15 protein-coding genes are annotated in these 15,836 nt (G+C 72.1%); 11 read left to right on the top strand and 4 right to left on the bottom strand.

What is annotated here, in order from left to right; genetic code table 11:
* Window positions 1-17 precede the first annotated feature (17 nt).
* The 3 genes from AWZ10_RS40700 to AWZ10_RS40690 form a co-directional block, all read right to left on the bottom strand.
* A complete protein-coding gene (locus tag AWZ10_RS40700) occupies window positions 18-1,061 on the bottom strand; it encodes a zinc-dependent alcohol dehydrogenase (RefSeq protein ID WP_060893588.1) in 1,044 nt (347 codons plus the stop codon).
* Between the two features lie 138 nt (window positions 1,062-1,199).
* Window positions 1,200-1,967, bottom strand: coding sequence for an SDR family NAD(P)-dependent oxidoreductase (locus AWZ10_RS40695; protein ID WP_060893587.1), 768 nt, complete (start codon window positions 1,965-1,967; stop codon window positions 1,200-1,202).
* Window positions 1,968-2,053: 86 nt separating this feature from the next.
* Window positions 2,054-2,995, bottom strand: a complete 942-nt coding sequence (locus tag AWZ10_RS40690; protein WP_060893586.1) for an SGNH/GDSL hydrolase family protein — start codon at window positions 2,993-2,995, stop codon at window positions 2,054-2,056.
* A gap of 461 nt (window positions 2,996-3,456) precedes the next feature.
* On the opposite strand from AWZ10_RS40690, the gene AWZ10_RS40685 reads away from it, so the two are divergent.
* The 8 genes from AWZ10_RS40685 (at window position 3,457) to AWZ10_RS40650 (ending at window position 12,867) form a co-directional block, all read left to right on the top strand.
* Window positions 3,457-3,978, top strand: a complete 522-nt coding sequence (locus AWZ10_RS40685) for a MarR family winged helix-turn-helix transcriptional regulator (RefSeq protein ID WP_060893601.1) — start codon at window positions 3,457-3,459, stop codon at window positions 3,976-3,978.
* A 499-nt stretch (window positions 3,979-4,477) separates the two neighbouring features.
* On the top strand, window positions 4,478-5,200 hold the full coding sequence (locus tag AWZ10_RS40680; protein ID WP_060893585.1) for a response regulator transcription factor: 723 nt from the start codon (window positions 4,478-4,480) through the stop codon (window positions 5,198-5,200).
* A 443-nt stretch (window positions 5,201-5,643) separates the two neighbouring features.
* On the top strand, window positions 5,644-6,885 hold the full coding sequence (locus AWZ10_RS40675) for a cytochrome P450 (protein WP_060893584.1): 1,242 nt from the start codon (window positions 5,644-5,646) through the stop codon (window positions 6,883-6,885).
* 76 nt (window positions 6,886-6,961) lie between these two features.
* Entirely contained in the window at window positions 6,962-7,159 is a 198-nt protein-coding gene (locus AWZ10_RS40670) for a ferredoxin (protein ID WP_046707169.1), read from the top strand.
* On the top strand, window positions 7,156-8,367 hold the full coding sequence (locus AWZ10_RS40665) for an NAD(P)/FAD-dependent oxidoreductase (protein WP_208618643.1): 1,212 nt from the start codon (window positions 7,156-7,158) through the stop codon (window positions 8,365-8,367). The genes AWZ10_RS40670 and AWZ10_RS40665 overlap by 4 nt, the downstream gene beginning before the upstream one ends.
* Window positions 8,348-9,187, top strand: coding sequence for an SDR family oxidoreductase (locus tag AWZ10_RS40660; protein WP_060893583.1), 840 nt, complete (start codon window positions 8,348-8,350; stop codon window positions 9,185-9,187). Before AWZ10_RS40665 ends, AWZ10_RS40660 begins: the two co-directional genes overlap by 20 nt.
* A gap of 117 nt (window positions 9,188-9,304) precedes the next feature.
* Complete coding sequence (locus AWZ10_RS40655; RefSeq protein WP_046707171.1) at window positions 9,305-11,137, top strand: flavin-containing monooxygenase; 1,833 nt, start codon at window positions 9,305-9,307, stop codon at window positions 11,135-11,137.
* Window positions 11,138-11,163: 26 nt separating this feature from the next.
* The gene (locus tag AWZ10_RS40650; RefSeq protein WP_060893582.1) at window positions 11,164-12,867 is read left to right on the top strand and encodes a hypothetical protein; all 1,704 of its coding nucleotides are present in this window, start codon (window positions 11,164-11,166) and stop codon (window positions 12,865-12,867) included.
* On the opposite strand, the gene AWZ10_RS40645 is transcribed toward AWZ10_RS40650, so the two are convergent.
* On the bottom strand, window positions 12,852-13,754 hold the full coding sequence (locus AWZ10_RS40645; RefSeq protein ID WP_046707173.1) for a LysR family transcriptional regulator: 903 nt from the start codon (window positions 13,752-13,754) through the stop codon (window positions 12,852-12,854). The genes AWZ10_RS40650 and AWZ10_RS40645 overlap by 16 nt on opposite strands.
* Window positions 13,755-13,823: 69 nt before the next feature.
* Between AWZ10_RS40645 and AWZ10_RS40640 the strand changes: the two genes are divergently transcribed.
* The 3 genes from AWZ10_RS40640 to AWZ10_RS40635 all read left to right on the top strand — a co-directional run bounded on the left by AWZ10_RS40640 (window position 13,824) and on the right by AWZ10_RS40635 (window position 15,707).
* Window positions 13,824-14,768 (top strand): EamA family transporter, encoded by a 945-nt coding sequence (locus AWZ10_RS40640; RefSeq protein ID WP_079104642.1) that lies wholly within the window; start codon window positions 13,824-13,826, stop codon window positions 14,766-14,768.
* 57 nt (window positions 14,769-14,825) lie between these two features.
* Complete coding sequence (locus AWZ10_RS51975; RefSeq protein WP_159015126.1) at window positions 14,826-14,969, top strand: hypothetical protein; 144 nt, start codon at window positions 14,826-14,828, stop codon at window positions 14,967-14,969.
* Window positions 14,970-15,056: 87 nt separating this feature from the next.
* Window positions 15,057-15,707: a GntR family transcriptional regulator gene (locus AWZ10_RS40635; RefSeq protein WP_046707175.1), complete on the top strand. Its 651-nt coding sequence runs from the start codon at window positions 15,057-15,059 to the stop codon at window positions 15,705-15,707.
* The last annotated feature ends 129 nt before the right edge of the window (window positions 15,708-15,836 follow it).

Here is a 15,836-nt window from a genome sequence, read left to right as displayed (position 1 = left end):
CTCAGGACCGCGCCGTCCTACTCGTCGAAGGTGACGACCACCTTCTCCGCCGCCCCCGGCGTCAGCGCCAGCTCGAAGGCCCGGTCGACGTCGGCGGCGGGCACCCGGTGGCTGATGAGCTCGGCGAAGCGCTCGTGGTGCTCGACGATCTCGGGGGTGACCTCGAAGATCTCCGTGGGGTAGCCCTGGGAGGCGATCAGGGTCAGCTCGCTGCGGAGCATGCCGCCGAGATCGATCTCCGAACCCTTCTTCTGCACGGCGACCATGACGAGCTTCGCGCCCCACTTGGCCGAGCCCACCACGGTGTTGAACACGGCGGGGGCCCCGGCCGCGTCGATGAAGACGTCCGTGCCGGGCCGGGGCTGGCCGAGCGCGTTGGCGGCCCGGCCGTGCAGTTCGGTGAGCCGCGCGGCGACATCCTCCTGGGCGGAGTCGATGACGGCGTCCGCGCCCACGGCCAGTGCCTTCTCCAGCCGGGAGGGGATCACGTCGGCGACGACCACGTGCTTCACACCGCGCAGCTTCAGCCAGATCGCCGCGCCGAGGCCGATGGGCCCCGCACCGAAGACGACGACCTTGTCGTCCGGTCCCGCCCCGGAACGGTTGACGCAGTGCCGGGCCACGGCCATCGGCTCGTTGAGGGAGGCGATGTCGAAGGGCACGGTGTCGGGGAAGACGGCCACGCCCTTGCCGACCTCGGCGTTCTCGATCAGCAGGTACTCGCTCATCCCGCCGTACCTGCCGCCGCAGCCGATGATGCCGGTCGGCGCGTCCTGCGGGTTGACGACCACCCGGTCCCCGGCGGCGAGACCGGTCACCTCGGCGCCGACCTCGACGATCTCACCGGCCGGCTCGTGGCCGAGCGGCACCGGCACCATCTCACCGCCCTGGTGACCACGGGCGGGCATGCCTCCCATGTGCAGGAAGGTGACGTCGGTGCCACAGATGCCGCAGGCGCGGACGCGGACGAGCACGTCCTTGGGGCCGGGCACGGGGCGCTCGACGTCCACGACCTCGACCTTGCCGACACCGGCGGTCCGGACGGACTTCATCGTCGCCATGAGGAGACTCGCTTTCTGGGGAACTGGAGGAGAGGTGCCGCCGCCGTGGGCGTGCGGCGAGAGGTGTCGCCGGTCGGGCCGTGCCCCGGAATCCGTCCGGGGCCCGGCCCGACCGGGGTCAGCCGTGGCCCGGGGCCGTCAGACGGCGGCCCACGCGTCGTCGACGGGCAGGACCACGCCGTTGACGAACGCGGCGGCGTCGGAGGCGAGGAAGAGGATCGCGTCGGCCTGCTCCTCGGCGGTGCCGAGGCGGCCGATGTTGGCGCCGATCAGCCCGCCGATGACCGCGGGGCCGTGGGCCTGCTGGTCGGCGTCGACCTGGATGTTGGTCATCGTGGGGCCGGGGGCTATCGCGTTGGCCCGGATGCCCTGCTTGCGGTACATCACCGACAGGCTCTTCACCAGGCCGACGACACCGTGCTTCGACGCGGTGTAGGCGGCACCGGCCGCGCTGCCGCGCAGTCCGGCCTCGGAGGCGGTGAAGACGATCGTGCCGCGCCCAGCCTTCAGCATGTGCGGCAGAGCGGCCCGGGTGAGCAGGAACGGCGCGGTCAGGTTGACGCGGAGGACCCGCTCCCACTCGGCGTCCGCGACGTCCGCGAGGGCCGACATCCGGTCCATGATCCCGGCGTTGTTCACCAGGACGTCCAGCCCGCCGAAGGCCTCCACGGCACGCTCGACGACCTCGTCGACGACCGACTGGTCGCTGAGGTCGCCGACGACCACGACAGCGGTGCCGCCGGCCGTCCCGATCGCCTGGACGGTCTCCTCGGCGGCCTCCTTGTCGAGGTCGGCGACCAGGACCTTCGCGCCCGCCGCGGCGAACTTCAGGGCCGCGGCCCGTCCGATGCCGGAACCGGCACCCGTGACGACGACACTGCGGCCGTCGAGACCGTTACTGCTCATGAACTGTCCTCTTTTCGTCGGGTGGGCAAGGCCGCGGGGCGCGATGATGTCCGCCCGCACCGGCCCACGATCAGTGGTCCGGTGGTTCAGGGGTGTGCCGCGAGGGCGTGCAGGACCGCGTCGGCCATACCGCGCCCGCCGCGCTCGTCGGGGTGGACGGCCGCCGCGGGGGAGCGCGGCACGAGTGGCTCGATCCAGCGGGTGTCCTCGGCGGAACAGGCGTCGTGGCCCTCGGACGGCCCGTACGTGTCGACATACCGGGCCCGGGCGGCCTCGGCGCGCTGCCGCAGCACGGTGTTGAGCTCCCGCTCCTTGTCGCGCACGAAGTCGAAGTCACCGGGGGTGAGGGGCAGATCCCGGCCGCAGTCGCCGCAGTCGCCGCCGTCGGACGGCAGGATCGCCGGGTACCCGACGACGTAGACCCGGGCCTTCGGCGCCCGCCGTTCGACCTCGTCCAACGCGCGGGCGAGCCGTCCGTCCGCCGCCTCGATCTTCCGCCGTACCTCGTCGACGTCCCCGGACACGTAGCGCTCCTCGCAGGGGGCGTCGCCGTCGCCGTCCCGGCCGCCGGTGACCTCGTACAGCACGCCGCTCGTGACGCACCGGCGGATCACCGAGGCGAAGCCGATGTCGTTGCCGCCGATGCCGACCGTGACCAGCCGGGTCGTGCGGGACAGCGCGTCGAACTGCGCGGGGTTGGTGCCGTCGTCGGTCGGCTGGGGGGCGGACAGGTCGGCGATGGTGGCTCCGGTGCAGCTGACGTCGTGGAAGTCGGACGCCTCGATCTTCAACCGCGCGGCGACGAGGGCCGGGTAGTTCCGGCCGGACCGCTCGCAGCCGGCGGGGGTGCCGCTCCGGTCGGGGATCCCCGGCCCGGCCGTGTAGGAGTCGCCGAGCGCGACGTACGGGCCGGTCGGCGGCGCCGACGCGTCTCCTCCGCCACCCCCGTCCCGTCCGGCGCTCATCGCGGTGACCAGCACGCCACAGGCGAGCGCCCCAGCCAGGCCGGCTCGTAGAGAGGTGTTCATCGGTGTCCTGTCTTCCGTCCGGGGTGGTCCCATGCGGGGGCGGGCGGTGCGCTGTTCGCTCGGCCGGGGGAGGGCGGCTGGGACGGCCGAGCGAGCTTCGGGTCGTACGGGGCTGGTGCGTGGGGAGTGGGGTCTGAAAGGGGTGTCCCCGGACCCGGCGCCGTTCGGGGGAGTGATCGGCTGCCGGGCCCGGGGCGCCGACCCCGTCCCCACGGGTGCGGCGCGTAGGGGCCGTCCCGCTCGAACGGCCCCGGTCCTTGGCCCCACGGCCGGGGAGGCCGGGGGACTCGGGTGGCGCACCACTTCCTCCGGTCGTCCGGCCATCCGACCCGGGTGCGGGAGTGACTGCGCCACGTCGCCTTGCTTGAGTTAGGCAAGCATATATGACTTACTTGAGTCAAGCAACTGAGCCCAAAACGGGATTGCTTGAGTTAGGCAATGAGAAGGGTAGGGTGATGCTCATGTCCCCATCGCCGCCGACGGCCGGTCCCGCCTCCCCGGAAGTGATCGAGATCGAACGGGCTCTGACACAGATCACCTATCTGAGCACCAGGGCCCGGCAGCACGAGCGACTGATGGCCCTCGCCGGAGTGCCGCTGGACCGGGCCGCCGTGGCGCTGCTGCGACAGGTGGCCGACTCCGAGCCGCTGCGCCCGGGGGAACTGGCGGGCCGACTCGACGTCGAGGCCTCCCATGTCACCCGCCAGGTGCAGCGGTTGGAGAAGTCCGGCTACGTCACCCGCGTCGCCGACCCCGGTGACCGCCGCGCCCTGCGTGTCCGCCTCACCCCCGCCGGCCAACAGGCCGTCGACCGCATCCGCGAAGCCGGCGCGGTCGGCATGGGCCTGGCCCTCGCCGACTGGCCACCCGAGCAGATCCACCAACTCGCCGCGCTCTTCCACCGGATGGTCGAAGTGTTCCTCGCCTACGCCGTGGACGAGGGCCAGGGCCCCGACGAGGGTCCCCCGGGTCCTCCCGACTGAGGGCGGGGGAGTGCGGGACCGCAGCCGTGGAGGGCTGGGCCGGAGCCGCGGCAGGTTGCGGGGGCGGACGCTCCGTCGGTGAGAGGAGTGGAGTTGGTGGGGGGGTGACGAGGGGCGGGTGGAGTGCACGTGGCCGAGGGGCCGGGCGGAGCGAACAGGGGGCGAAGAGTGTGCGGGAGCCGGTGTAAGGCGAGGGCGCGGAGTCCGGAGGGCGGCGAGCGCGCAGGAGCCGCCGCCGGTGAAGGGGCCCACGCGTGCGACCCCCGGCGAGTCGTCTGCCCTCGTCCGCAGCGGAGCCGCGCTCCGAAGGGGCGCGGGGAACCGCGCGAGCAACCACGCACCACCCGTACTCGCCCGCTCAGCGGCAACCCGCACGGCGAACGGGCGCCCATCGCCCCGGTTGGGCCCGATCGCCCCGAAGCCCCTGGCCGCGCACTCGAACCGGCCGACCGCCGGAGGCACCTCGCAAGGAAAGAGCCCTACACGAATGGCCTTAACCATGTACGGCAGTGCCAGTGAGAAACCCTCGCTCCCCCGGGGCGCGGGCCAGCACCTCCTGATCGTGGTCGACGACCCGGACATCGCCGAACTCCTCTCCACGACACTGGAGTTGGCCGGCTATCGGATCCAGACGGCGGAGTCGGGCACGGAGGCGGTGGCGCGGCTCACCGAGCAGCGCTTCGACCTGGTGGTGCTCGACCTGGCGCTGCCGGACCTGGAGGGCCTCGGGCGGGAGCGCCGCCCCGTCGCCCACCGCCCGCCGGTGCTGTTCCTGACGCAGTACGACTCGCTCGGCAGACTCCTCCCCGAAGTCGGCCTGGGTGAGCAGGACTACGTCACCAAGCCCTTCCGTATCGCCGAGGTACTGGCCCGCGCCCAGGTCCTGCTGCGCGGGCGGAAAGCCGTCCGGCGGGACAACGAACTGTCGTACCGCGACCTGGTCCTGGACGACCCCGCCTGCCAGGCCCTGCGCGCCGGCCGGGCGTTGAACCTCACCCCGGCGGAGTACCGGCTGCTGCGCTACCTCCTGGTCAACGCGCACAAGGTGCTGTCGAAGGAGCAGATCGGCCGCTATGTGTGGGGTGACTTCCATGGCGACAACGCCATCGAGCAGCTCGTCTCCCGCCTCCGCCGCAAGGTGGACCGCGAGGGCCCGGCGTTGATCCACACCCGCCGGGGCTTCGGCTACTGGCTCGGCAGATCCGGCGACCAGGAGCGGTGAACGAATCCCTCGACCAGGAGCGCTGAACGAATCCCTCGGCCAGGGGCGCTGAACGAATCTCTCGACCACGAGCGCCGAATGAAGCCTTCGCGGACACTTCGAGAAGCAAATGCACCCGCACCACGTCGGGATACGTGACAGCCCACGACATCGCCGGAAAGGGCGGCGCCGGAACCCCGGCGCCGCCCTTCTCCGACCCCGCAGCTCCCGCCCCGGACATTTCCGTGTACGTCAACTCATCTCCGAGGCAAGCTGGTTGAGGCGCGGCATCAGTCCCGTGCGGTCCACCGTCGAGGCCCGAGGTGTGATCTGGGTCACGTCAGGTTCTTGTCAGGCAACTGACCGGGAGCCGTCAGACCGCTCTGTTTGCATGTGCTCATCGAGGCCTCGAAGCATCCCCCGGCGCTCCACCCCACCGGAGCCCCCACCACCGAGGAGACACCATGGCCGACACACTGACCGACGCCGCGTCCGGCACGAGCGGACAGGTCCCCGAGTACCCGATGTCCAGGGCGTCGGGCTGCCCGCTCGCGCCGCCGCCGGCCGCGGCGGAGCTGCGCGGCGACCAGCCGGTCACCAAGGTGCGGATCTGGAACGGCAGTACCCCGTGGCTGATCACCCGCCACGCCGACCAGCGGACCCTGCTCACCGACCCGCGTGTCAGCAACGACGACCACGAGCCGGACTTCCCCCATGTCAACGCCCACCGGGCGGCCATCGCCCCGCACACCCCGAAGCTGATCACCAACACGGACGCGCCGGAGCACACCCGGCTGCGCCGCTCGGTCAACGCGCCGTTCCTGGTGAAGCGGATCGAGGCGATGCGCCCGGCCGTGCAGAAGATCGTCGACGACCTGATCGACGACATGCTGGCCGGCCCCAACCCGGCCGACCTGCTCACCGCGCTGGCCCTGCCCGTCCCCTCGCTGGTCATCGCCGAACTGCTCGGCGTGCCCTACAAGGACCACCACTTCTTCCAGGAGAACAGCAACCGCGTCCTGGACAACTCCCTCACCGCCGAGGAGGCCCAGGAGTCCAGCCGTGCCCTCGGCGGGTATCTGGACGCCCTGTTCCGCGAGAAGCTCGAACAGCCGGGCGACGACGTGCTGTCGGAGATGGGCACCCGGGTCAAGGCCGGCGAGATGACCCACCAGGAGGCCGTCAGCATGGGCGTCGCCATGCTGATCGCCGGGCACGAGACCACCGCCACGATGATCAGCCTCGGCACGCTCGCCCTGTTCGAGCACCCGGACCAGCTGGCCGTGCTGCGGGACACCGAGGACCCGAAGGTCGTCGCGGGCGCCGTCGACGAACTGCTGCGCTATCTGTCCATCGTCCACTCGGGTCTGCGCCGGGTCGCCAAGGACGACATCGAGATCGACGGCCAGGTCATCCGCAAGGGCGACGGCCTTCTCTTCGACCTCCAGACCGCCAACTGGGACCCGATCACCTTCCCCGAGGCCGAGCGCCTGGACCTGAGCCGCCCCGCCCGTCAGCACAACGCGTTCGGCTACGGCCCCCACCAGTGCCTCGGCCAGAACCTGGCCCGCCTCGAACTCCAGGTCGTCTACGGCACCCTCTACCGGCGCATCCCCACCCTCCGCCCGGCCGCCCCGATCGAGCAGCTGGCGTTCAACCACACGGGGACGACGTACGGCGTGAAGTGCCTGCCCGTCGCCTGGTGACACCTCGCCCGGTGACTCCCCACCCGGTGACACCCCCACCTCGCCCCCACAAGTACCAGGAACCGAGGAGCAATCCATGCGTGTGGAACTCGACGAGCCCAAGTGCGTGGCCTCCGGCCAGTGTGTGATGGCCTCCCCCGAGGTGTTCGACCAGCGGGACGACGACGGTGTCGCGATCCTGCTGGAGGAGCACCCGGCCGACGACCTCATGGACGGCGTGCAGGAGGCCGTCGCGATCTGCCCCGCCGCCGCGATCCGACTGGTGGACCGGTGAGGCGCATCCTGGTCGTGGGTGCCTCGGCCGCCGGACTGGCTGCGGCCGAGACACTGCGCCGCGAGGGCTACGACGGCACGCTCACCCTCGTCGGCGACGAACCTTACGCCCCGTACGACCGGCCCCCGCTGTCCAAGCAGCTCCTCGCCGCGGAGTGGGACACCGACCGGCTGACCCTGCGCACCACGGCCCACCTCGACGGCCTCGATCTGGAGCTGCGCCTCGGGACCGCCGCGACCGGCCTCGACCTGACAGAACGTCAAGTACGGCTCGCGGACGGCGATTCGGTGCCGTACGACGGACTGGTGATCGCCACGGGCGTACGGCCGCGACGGCTGCCCGGTGAGGGTGCGCATGTGCTGCGCACCCTGGACGACGCGCTGACGCTGCGGGAGCAGCTGACGCCGGGGACGCGGCTGGTCGTGGTCGGTGCCGGGTTCCTCGGGGCGGAGGCCGCCGCCGTCGCCTGGCGGCTCGGCGTGAAGGTCACCCTCCTCGAACCGGCGCCGGTACCGCTGGCGCACGCGGTCGGCGGGGAGGTCGGCGCGGTGTTGTCCCGGGCCCACCTCGACCACGGAGTGGACCTGCGCACCGGCGTCACCGTCACCGAGGTGACCGAGGACGGGGTGCGGCTCGCGGACGGCGGGACGGTCGAGGGCGACGAGGTGCTGGTCGCCATCGGTTCCCTGCCCAACACCGAATGGCTGGCGGACAGCGGCCTGGCCGTCGGCGACGGCGTGCTGTGCGACAAGTACTGCGAGGCCGCGCGGAACGTGTACGCGGCCGGTGACGTCGCCCGCTGGCACAACCCGCTGTTCGGCGTGTCGATGCGCGTCGAGCACCGTACGAACGCCGCCGAGCAGGGCATGGCGGTCGCCCGCAACCTGCTGGGGCCCGAGACACGCACGCCGTTCGCACCGGTGCCGTACTTCTGGTCGGACCAGTACGACATGAAGGTCCAGGCCTACGGCCATCTGCAGGGCCACGACGAGGTCGCCGTCGTCGACGGGGACCTGACCGATCGCCGGTTCGTCGCCGTCTACCGCACCGACGACCGGGTGACCGGCGCCCTGGCCGTCGGTATGCCACCCAAGGCGATCCGGCAGTGGCGGCAGGCCATCGCGTCCGGTGCGCGCTGGCACGAGGCGGTACCCGACAAGAATCCAACCCTGCGGGAGGAGGCCGAACATGGTGGAACAGCTGCCTGACCGAGGCGGTGACGTGGTCGTCGTCACCGGCGCCGGCGGCATGGGCGTGGCGATCGCGCGGCGGCTCGGCAGCGGGCGGACCGTTCTCCTCGCCGACGCCTCGCGCGGTCAACTCGACCGGGCCGTCAGGGCGTTGCGCGACGAGGGGTACGCGGTGCGGGGTGTCCTGACCGATGTGTCCGACCGCAAGTCCGTGGACGAGCTCGCGGCGGAGGCGGCCGGTGCGGGCCGGGTGGCCGCCGTCGTGCATACCGCGGGTGTCTCCGCCGTCCAGGGGTCGGCGAAGACGATCCTGGAGGTCGACCTGCTGGGCACGGCCCACGTCATCGACGCCCTCGAGGCCGTGGCCACGCCGGGGACGGCCATGGTCTGTGTCTCCAGCATGGCCGGCCATGTCGCCTCCCTCGGCCCGGAGGACGAGGCCGCCCTCGCCACGGCCCCGGTGGAGGAACTCCTCGGGATCGGTGCCGTCGAAGCCGTCGGGGACAGCCCGACAAGGGCGTACATCGTGTCCAAGCGGGCCAACCACGTGCGTGTCGAGGCGGCAGCGCTCGCCTGGAGCCGGCGCGGCGCCCGCATCAACAGCGTCAGCCCGGGGGTCATCGCCACCGCCATGTCGAAGGCGGAGGCCGAGGGCCCGAGCGGCGCGCACATGCTCGCGATGCTGGAGGCGAGCGGCGCGGGCCGCACCGGCACACCGGCCGAGATCGCCGACGCCGTGGCATTCCTGGTCGGCCCCGAAGCGCGTTACATCACCGGCACGGACCTGCTCGTCGACGGCGGGCAGGCCGCCTGGCTACGGCGCCACCGACCGGCCTGACACGACGGCGCGCCACAGGAGGGCACCACCGCACTGCCGGGAACACCGGCACCACCGGGAACACCGCACCACCCACAACTCCACACCAGACGTATCAGGACCGCAGAGAGGACACCGATGTCCACCCCCCACACTCCGACCGGCCCCACGTCCATCGACCCGGAGAAGCTGGGCTTCGACCCCGAAGCCCTCCGCGCCCGGTACCGGACCGAGCGCGAACGCCGGATCCGGCCGGACGGCGGCGCGCAGTACCGGCGGATCGCCGGTGAGTTCGTCTCCTACGACGACGACCCCTACGCCGACCAGGAGTTCACCCGCGAGCCGCTGCACGACCGGGTCGAGGCGGTCGTCGTCGGCGGCGGCTTCGGCGGGCTGCTCGCCGCGGCCCGGCTGCGTCAGGCGGGCGTCGAATCGATCCGGGTGATCGAGAAGGGCGGCGACTTCGGCGGCACCTGGTACTGGAACCGCTACCCCGGCATCCACTGCGACATCGAGTCGTACATCTATCTGCCGCTGCTCGAAGAGCTGGGCTACGTCCCGAAGTGGAAATACGCGCCGGGCGAGGAGATCAGGCAGCACACCCGGGCCATCGGCCGCCACTTCGACCTCTACGGCGACGCCTGCTTCCAGACCGTCGCCACCGAACTGCGCTGGGACGAGACCGAGTTGGAGTGGGTCGTCGCCACCGACCGCGGCGACCGCATGCGGGCCCGCTACGTCGTCGTCTCCAGCGGCACGCTCAGCCAGCCGAAGCTCCCCGGCATCCCTGGCATCGAGACCTATCTGGGCCACACCTTCCACACCAGCCGCTGGGACTACGACTACACCGGCGGCGACGCGAACGGCGGCCTCACCGGGCTCGCCGACAAGCGGGTGGCCGTCATCGGCACCGGCGCCACCGCCATCCAGGTCGTTCCCCACCTCGGGGCCGACGCGGCGCACGTGTACGTCTTCCAGCGCACCCCCTCGACGGTCGACGTACGCGGCAACGGCCCCACCGACCCGGAGTGGGCGACGACGCTCACCCCCGGCTGGCAGGGGCGGCGCATGGACAACTTCCTCAGGACCGTCACCGGCGTCCGGGCCGGGAAGGACCTGGTGAACGACGCCTGGACCAGCAGCGCCCGCCTCCAGGAGAAGCTCATCCCGACCGACGCGTACGCCGACGTACCGGCGGACGAGCGCGAACGGGCGTACGAGATCGCCGACTTCCAGAAGATGAACGAGCTGCGCGACCGGGTGGCGGCGATCGTCGAGGACCCGGAGACCGCCGAGAAGCTGAAGCCCTGGTACCGCTACATGTGCAAGCGGCCCACCTTCAGTGACCACTACCTGCAGACCTTCAACCGGCCCAACGTCACCCTCGTCGACACGGCCGACACCCACGGCGTCGAGCGGATCACCGACAAGGCCGTCGTGGTCGGCGGGGTCGAGTACGAGGTGGACTGCGTCATCTTCGCCACCGGCTTCGAGGTCGGCGTCTCGGGGCTGCTCTCCGGCCGGCTGCCGGCGTACGGCCGGGACGGCGTCGGCCTGCTGGAGACCTGGATGACGGCCGGCCCGAAGACCCTCCACGGCTTCTACAGCCACGGCTTCCCCAACCTCTTCCAGCTCGGCCCCATGCAGAACGCCAGCGCCGTCAACTACGTCCACATCCTCGACCAGCAGTCGATCCACGTCGGCGAGGTCGTCGCCGAGGCCCGCAGGCGCCACGCCCGGTACGTCGAGCCGACCGCCGAGGCCGAGGCCGCCTGGGTCGCCACCATCCGCGAGAAGGCCGCCGACCTGCACACGTTCCAGGCGGAGTGCACCCCTGGCTACTACAACAACGAGGGCCGGCCCAGGAAGCGCAGTGAGTCGTACGGCGACGGACCGGTCGCCTTCCACGAACTGCTCCGCCACTGGCGCTCCGACGGCGGCATGGACGACGTGCTCGTCGGCGCCGAGTGAGGCCGGGCGAGAGAGCGGGAGCCGACATGAGCACGCGGCCCAACCGTTACGACGGGACCGGCGATCTCCGTACCACCAGTGCCCGTTGGCGGGCGCGACGGCTCAACCCGCCCAGTCCGCTGTGGGGTTCCAACGGGGTCGCGTTCGGCCCCGACGGGCGGCTGTACGTGGCGCAGTTCCTCGCCGGGCAGATCAGCGCCGTCGACCCGGCCACCGGGGACGTCGACGTCGTCGTCCCGATGGACAGCCCGGTGCAGTCGCCGGACGACCTCGCCTTCGGAGCCGACGGCTCGATGTACATAGCAGACCTGGTGCCCGGCCGGGTGACGCGACGGACCCCGGCGGGGGAGTACAGCCTCGTCACCGACGACGTGACGAACCCCAACGGCATCGCCTGTATCGGGGACCGGCTCTTCGTCAACGAGATGAAGCCCAACGGCCGTCTGATGGAGCTGTTCCCGGACGGCGGCGACCCGGTGGTACTCACCGAGGGCCTGGCCCTCGGCAACGCGATGCAGCGCGGCCCGGACGGCCACCTCTACTACCCGCACATGATCACCGGGCAGGTCTGGCGCATCCCGCCGGACGGCGGCACGCCCGAGGTGGTCGCCGAGGACGTGCACGAGCCGGTCGCGGTCCGCTTCGACCAGGGCGGTGTCCTGCACGTCGTCTCCCGGGGCGTCGAGGGCATCGTCACCCGCATCGACCTGCACGGCAGCGGCACCCGCACGCTCGTCACCAGCGGTCTGAAGGGGCTGGACAACGCGGCGTTCGACGCCGAGAACCGCATGTTCGTCTCCAGCTATGCCAGTGGCGGCGTCACCGAGCTGTACCCCGACGGCCGCACCCGCGAGATCGTGCGCCGCGGCCTCGACGGCCCCTACGGCGTGACGGTCGACCTCGGCGGTACGGTCTACGCCGCCGACCACTACCGGCTGGCGAGCCCGGCGGCCACCGACGAGGGCGAGCCGGTCGGTACGTCCGCGGAGGCGGGGCCCGGCGGGGTGAGAACCCACCTTCTGCTGCCCTTCGCCCACGGCATCACCGCCGACGGTGAACTGCTGCACTACACCTCGCAGTTCGGCATGGTGCAGACGTACGACACCGTGAGTGCGGCGGTCCGGGAGCGGGCGCGGGGGCTGAACCGCCCCATCGGCATAGCGGTCGGACCGGACGGTTCACTCGTGGTCGCCGAGACGGGCGCGGGCCGGGTCGTGGCCATCGGGGACGAAGGCGCCACCGATTCCGGCACCGGCACCGATTCCGGCACCGCCACCGTGACCGTGCTCGCCGAAGGCCTCGACCGGCCCACGGACGTGGCCTTCGACGCGGAGGGCCGCCTCTACGTCAGCGAGGAGCGGCTCGGGACGGTGCTCCGGATCGATTCGGACGGCCGGACGGCCCTCGTCGTGGACGGGCTGGGCGCACCCCAGGGCCTGGCGGTCCTGGGCGAGGAGCTGTTCGTGGTGGAGACCGGGCCGCGCAGGCTTCGCGCGGTCTCCCTCACCACGGGGGAGCGTCGGATCGACGCGGAGGACCTGCCGGTCGGGCCGCCCCCAGGTGTCGCCCCCCGCACCGAACCGGCGCTGTTCGCGGACATCATGCCCGGTATGGCCCGCCGCTTCGCGGGCCTCGCCGCCGCTCCGGACGGCACCCTCCTGCTGTCGGCCAACGGTGAGGGCACCGTGCTGCGGCTGACGCCGAGGACGGGGGCTCAGCCGGAGCGGTAGAGCGCCGTCAGCAGTTCGATGGCGGCCGGGGTGGCGGGATGCGGGTCGTCCCGCCACCAGGCGAGCCGTACGGCGATCGGCTCGGCGTCGAGCACCGGCCGGTAGACGACGCCGGGCCGCCGGTACTGGTTGGCGGTGGACTCCGCCGTCACTCCGACGGCACGGCCCGTCGCGATCGTGGTGAGCCACTCGTCGACGTCGTGCGTCTCCTCGGTCGCCGGACGGCATCCGGGCGGCCACAGGTCGGTGGTGGTCGTGCCGGTCCGGCGGTCGACCAGCAGGGTGTGCCCGCTGAGGTCGGCGAGCCGCACCGACCGGCGGCGGGCAAGCGGATCGTCGCTCGCCATCGCGCACAGCCGCCGTTCCAGGCCCACGATCGCCGAGTCGAACCGGCGGTCGTCCACCGCCCACCGGACCACCGCGAGGTCGCAGGAGCCCTCCGCCAGCCCGGCGGTCGGGGAGTTGGCCCGCACGAACTGCAGATCCGTCGCCGGGTGCGCGGCACCCCAGCGGCGCTGGAACGTCAGCGTGTGCCGGCCGAGCGCCGACCAGGCGTACCCGATCCGCAGCCGCACCTGGCCCGAGGTCGCCTCCCGCACCAGGTCGTCCACCTCGCCGAGCACTCGCCGCGCGTGCGACACCACCCGCAGTCCGGTCGGTGTGGGCGTCACCTCGCGGGAGGTCCGCCGCAACAGACGTACGCCCAGGGCCCGTTCGAGCGAGGCCAGCGTGCGGGACACCGCCGCCTGGGAGACGCCGAGCGCGATGGCCGCGTCGGTGAAGGTGCCCTCCTCGACGATCGCGACCAGACAGCGCAGCTGTCGCAGCTCCACAACCCTGACGGCCGGGTCCGGATCGTCGCCCCGCCGCCGACGCGTGTCATCCATGACTCCAGCGTATAGATCGGGACGGGGATGCATTTTGGGCCATCGGTCGCCCGGGCGCACGATCGGCTCATGGACACCGCCGCGGCCTCCGCTCCCGACTCCTCCGGTACGGTCCCCGCCTCCCCGACCCCCACCCCGGCCTTGGCTACGGCTACGGCTACGGCCCCCGCTTCCGAGCCGGGTGGGGCCCGCCTGGCCGGGGTCCTCACCATGGTCGGCTGCGGGGTGTCCAACCAGGTCGGGGCCGCGCTGGGTTCACTGGCCTTCCCCGTGCTCGGGCCCGCCGGGGTCGTCGCGATACGGCAGTACGTCGCCGCGATCGTCCTCGTGGCCGTCGGCCGGCCCCGGCTGCGGTCCTTCACCGCGCGGCAGTGGTGGCCGGTGGCGCTGCTGGCACTGGTCTTCGGGACGATGAACCTGTCGCTGTACACGGCCATCGACCGCATCGGTCTCGGGCTCGCGGTGACCCTGGAGTTCCTCGGCCCGCTCGCCATCGCCCTGGCCGGCTCGCGCCGCCGGGTGGACGCGTGCTGCGCGCTGATCGCCGCCCTCGGCGTGGTCACCCTGATGCGTCCGCAGCCCTCCGCCGACCACCTCGGCATGGGGCTCGGCCTCCTCGCCGCCGTCTGCTGGGCGTCGTACATCCTCCTCAACCGCACGGTCGGCCGCCGTATCCCCGGCGCGCAGGGTTCGGCCGCCGCCGCCGGGCTCTCCGCCCTGGCCTTCCTGCCGGTCGGCATCGTCGTGGTCGTCCGGCAGCCGCCGACCGCCGGGGCCGTCGGCTACGCGATCGCCGCCGGCGTCCTCGCCTCGGCCGTGCCGTACCTCGCGGACGTGTTCACCCTGCGCCGCGTGCCCGCCCAGGCCTTCGGGCTCTTCATGAGCGTCAACCCCGTCCTGGCCGCCCTCGCCGGCTGGATCATGCTCGGGCAGGGCCTCGGGTGGATCGAGTGGGCCGCGATCGGCGCGGTGGTCGCGGCGAACGCGCTGAGCATGCTCGTGCCCCGCCGCTGACGCACCTGGGTGAGAGGGCCGGGGGCGGATCCGCTCGGTGTCGGCGGTCACGGCCACTTGCTCATTTCGCGCTACGCCCGCAACCCGGGCACGGGCGAGCCCCTCGCCACCGCCACGACCCTCCGCGCGGCCGACCAGAGCGTCCACCACGGCCCGGAGCAGCCCTCGGCCGTGCTCCTCCCGGTGCGCGTAGCCCTGTAAGCAGCGCGAACCCTGTGAGAACAAAATTGTTGACAATCCTGTTGCCCTGGATTTACGTTCGACAGGCACTCACTCAGGGAGGGCATCATGCAGGAGGAAGCCCGTCCGGGCACCGGCGAGCGGGCCAAACAGCTCGCGGTGGCGAAGCTGCGGCAGGCGATCCTGGACGGCGAGATGGCACCGGCTCAGCGGCTGGTGGAGAACGAACTCGCCGAGCAGTTCGGTGTGACACGGGCCAGCATCCGCGCGGCACTGATCGATCTGGCGGCCGAAGGGCTGGTCGAGCGGATCCGCAACCGGGGCTCGCGGGTGCGGGTGGTGACCGTGGAGGAAGCGGTCGCCATCAGCGAGTGCCGCATGGTCCTGGAAGGGCTGTGCGCGGCGAAGGCGGCCACGGTGGCCACCGACGACCAACTCGCCGAACTGGCCGACATCGGCACGGCGATGACCAAGGCCGTGGCCGACGGCGAACCGGTGACGTACTCCGGGCTCAACCAGCGACTGCACGCCCGCATCCGGGAGATCTCCGGTCAGCAGGTGGCGGTGGGAATGCTGGAACGGCTCAACGCCCAGCTGGTGCGCCACCGATTCCAGCTCGCGCTGCGGCCGGGACGGCCCCAGCACTCCCTGGGTGAACACCTGGCCATGATCGAGACGATCACGGCCAGGGACCCGCGGGCGGCCGAGGAGGCCGTCCGCGCCCACCTCACGAGCGTGATCACCGCGCTGCGCGCATAGCCGCGCCACGCACGACGCCCCGGGGTGGGCAGACAGGCCCGTCCACCACGGCGAGTGAGCCGAAGGGGCGCGCCTGTGTCGGGACGGCGAACGCGCGGAGGCCCGAAGGGGCGGGCACGATCGCCGTTC

Origin of the sequence: Streptomyces europaeiscabiei (assembly GCF_001550375.1) — a bacterium.
GTDB lineage: Bacteria > Actinomycetota > Actinomycetes > Streptomycetales > Streptomycetaceae > Streptomyces > Streptomyces europaeiscabiei.
Note: the sequence above shows the minus strand (reverse complement) of the source record. Positions and strands in the feature narration are given on the sequence as shown.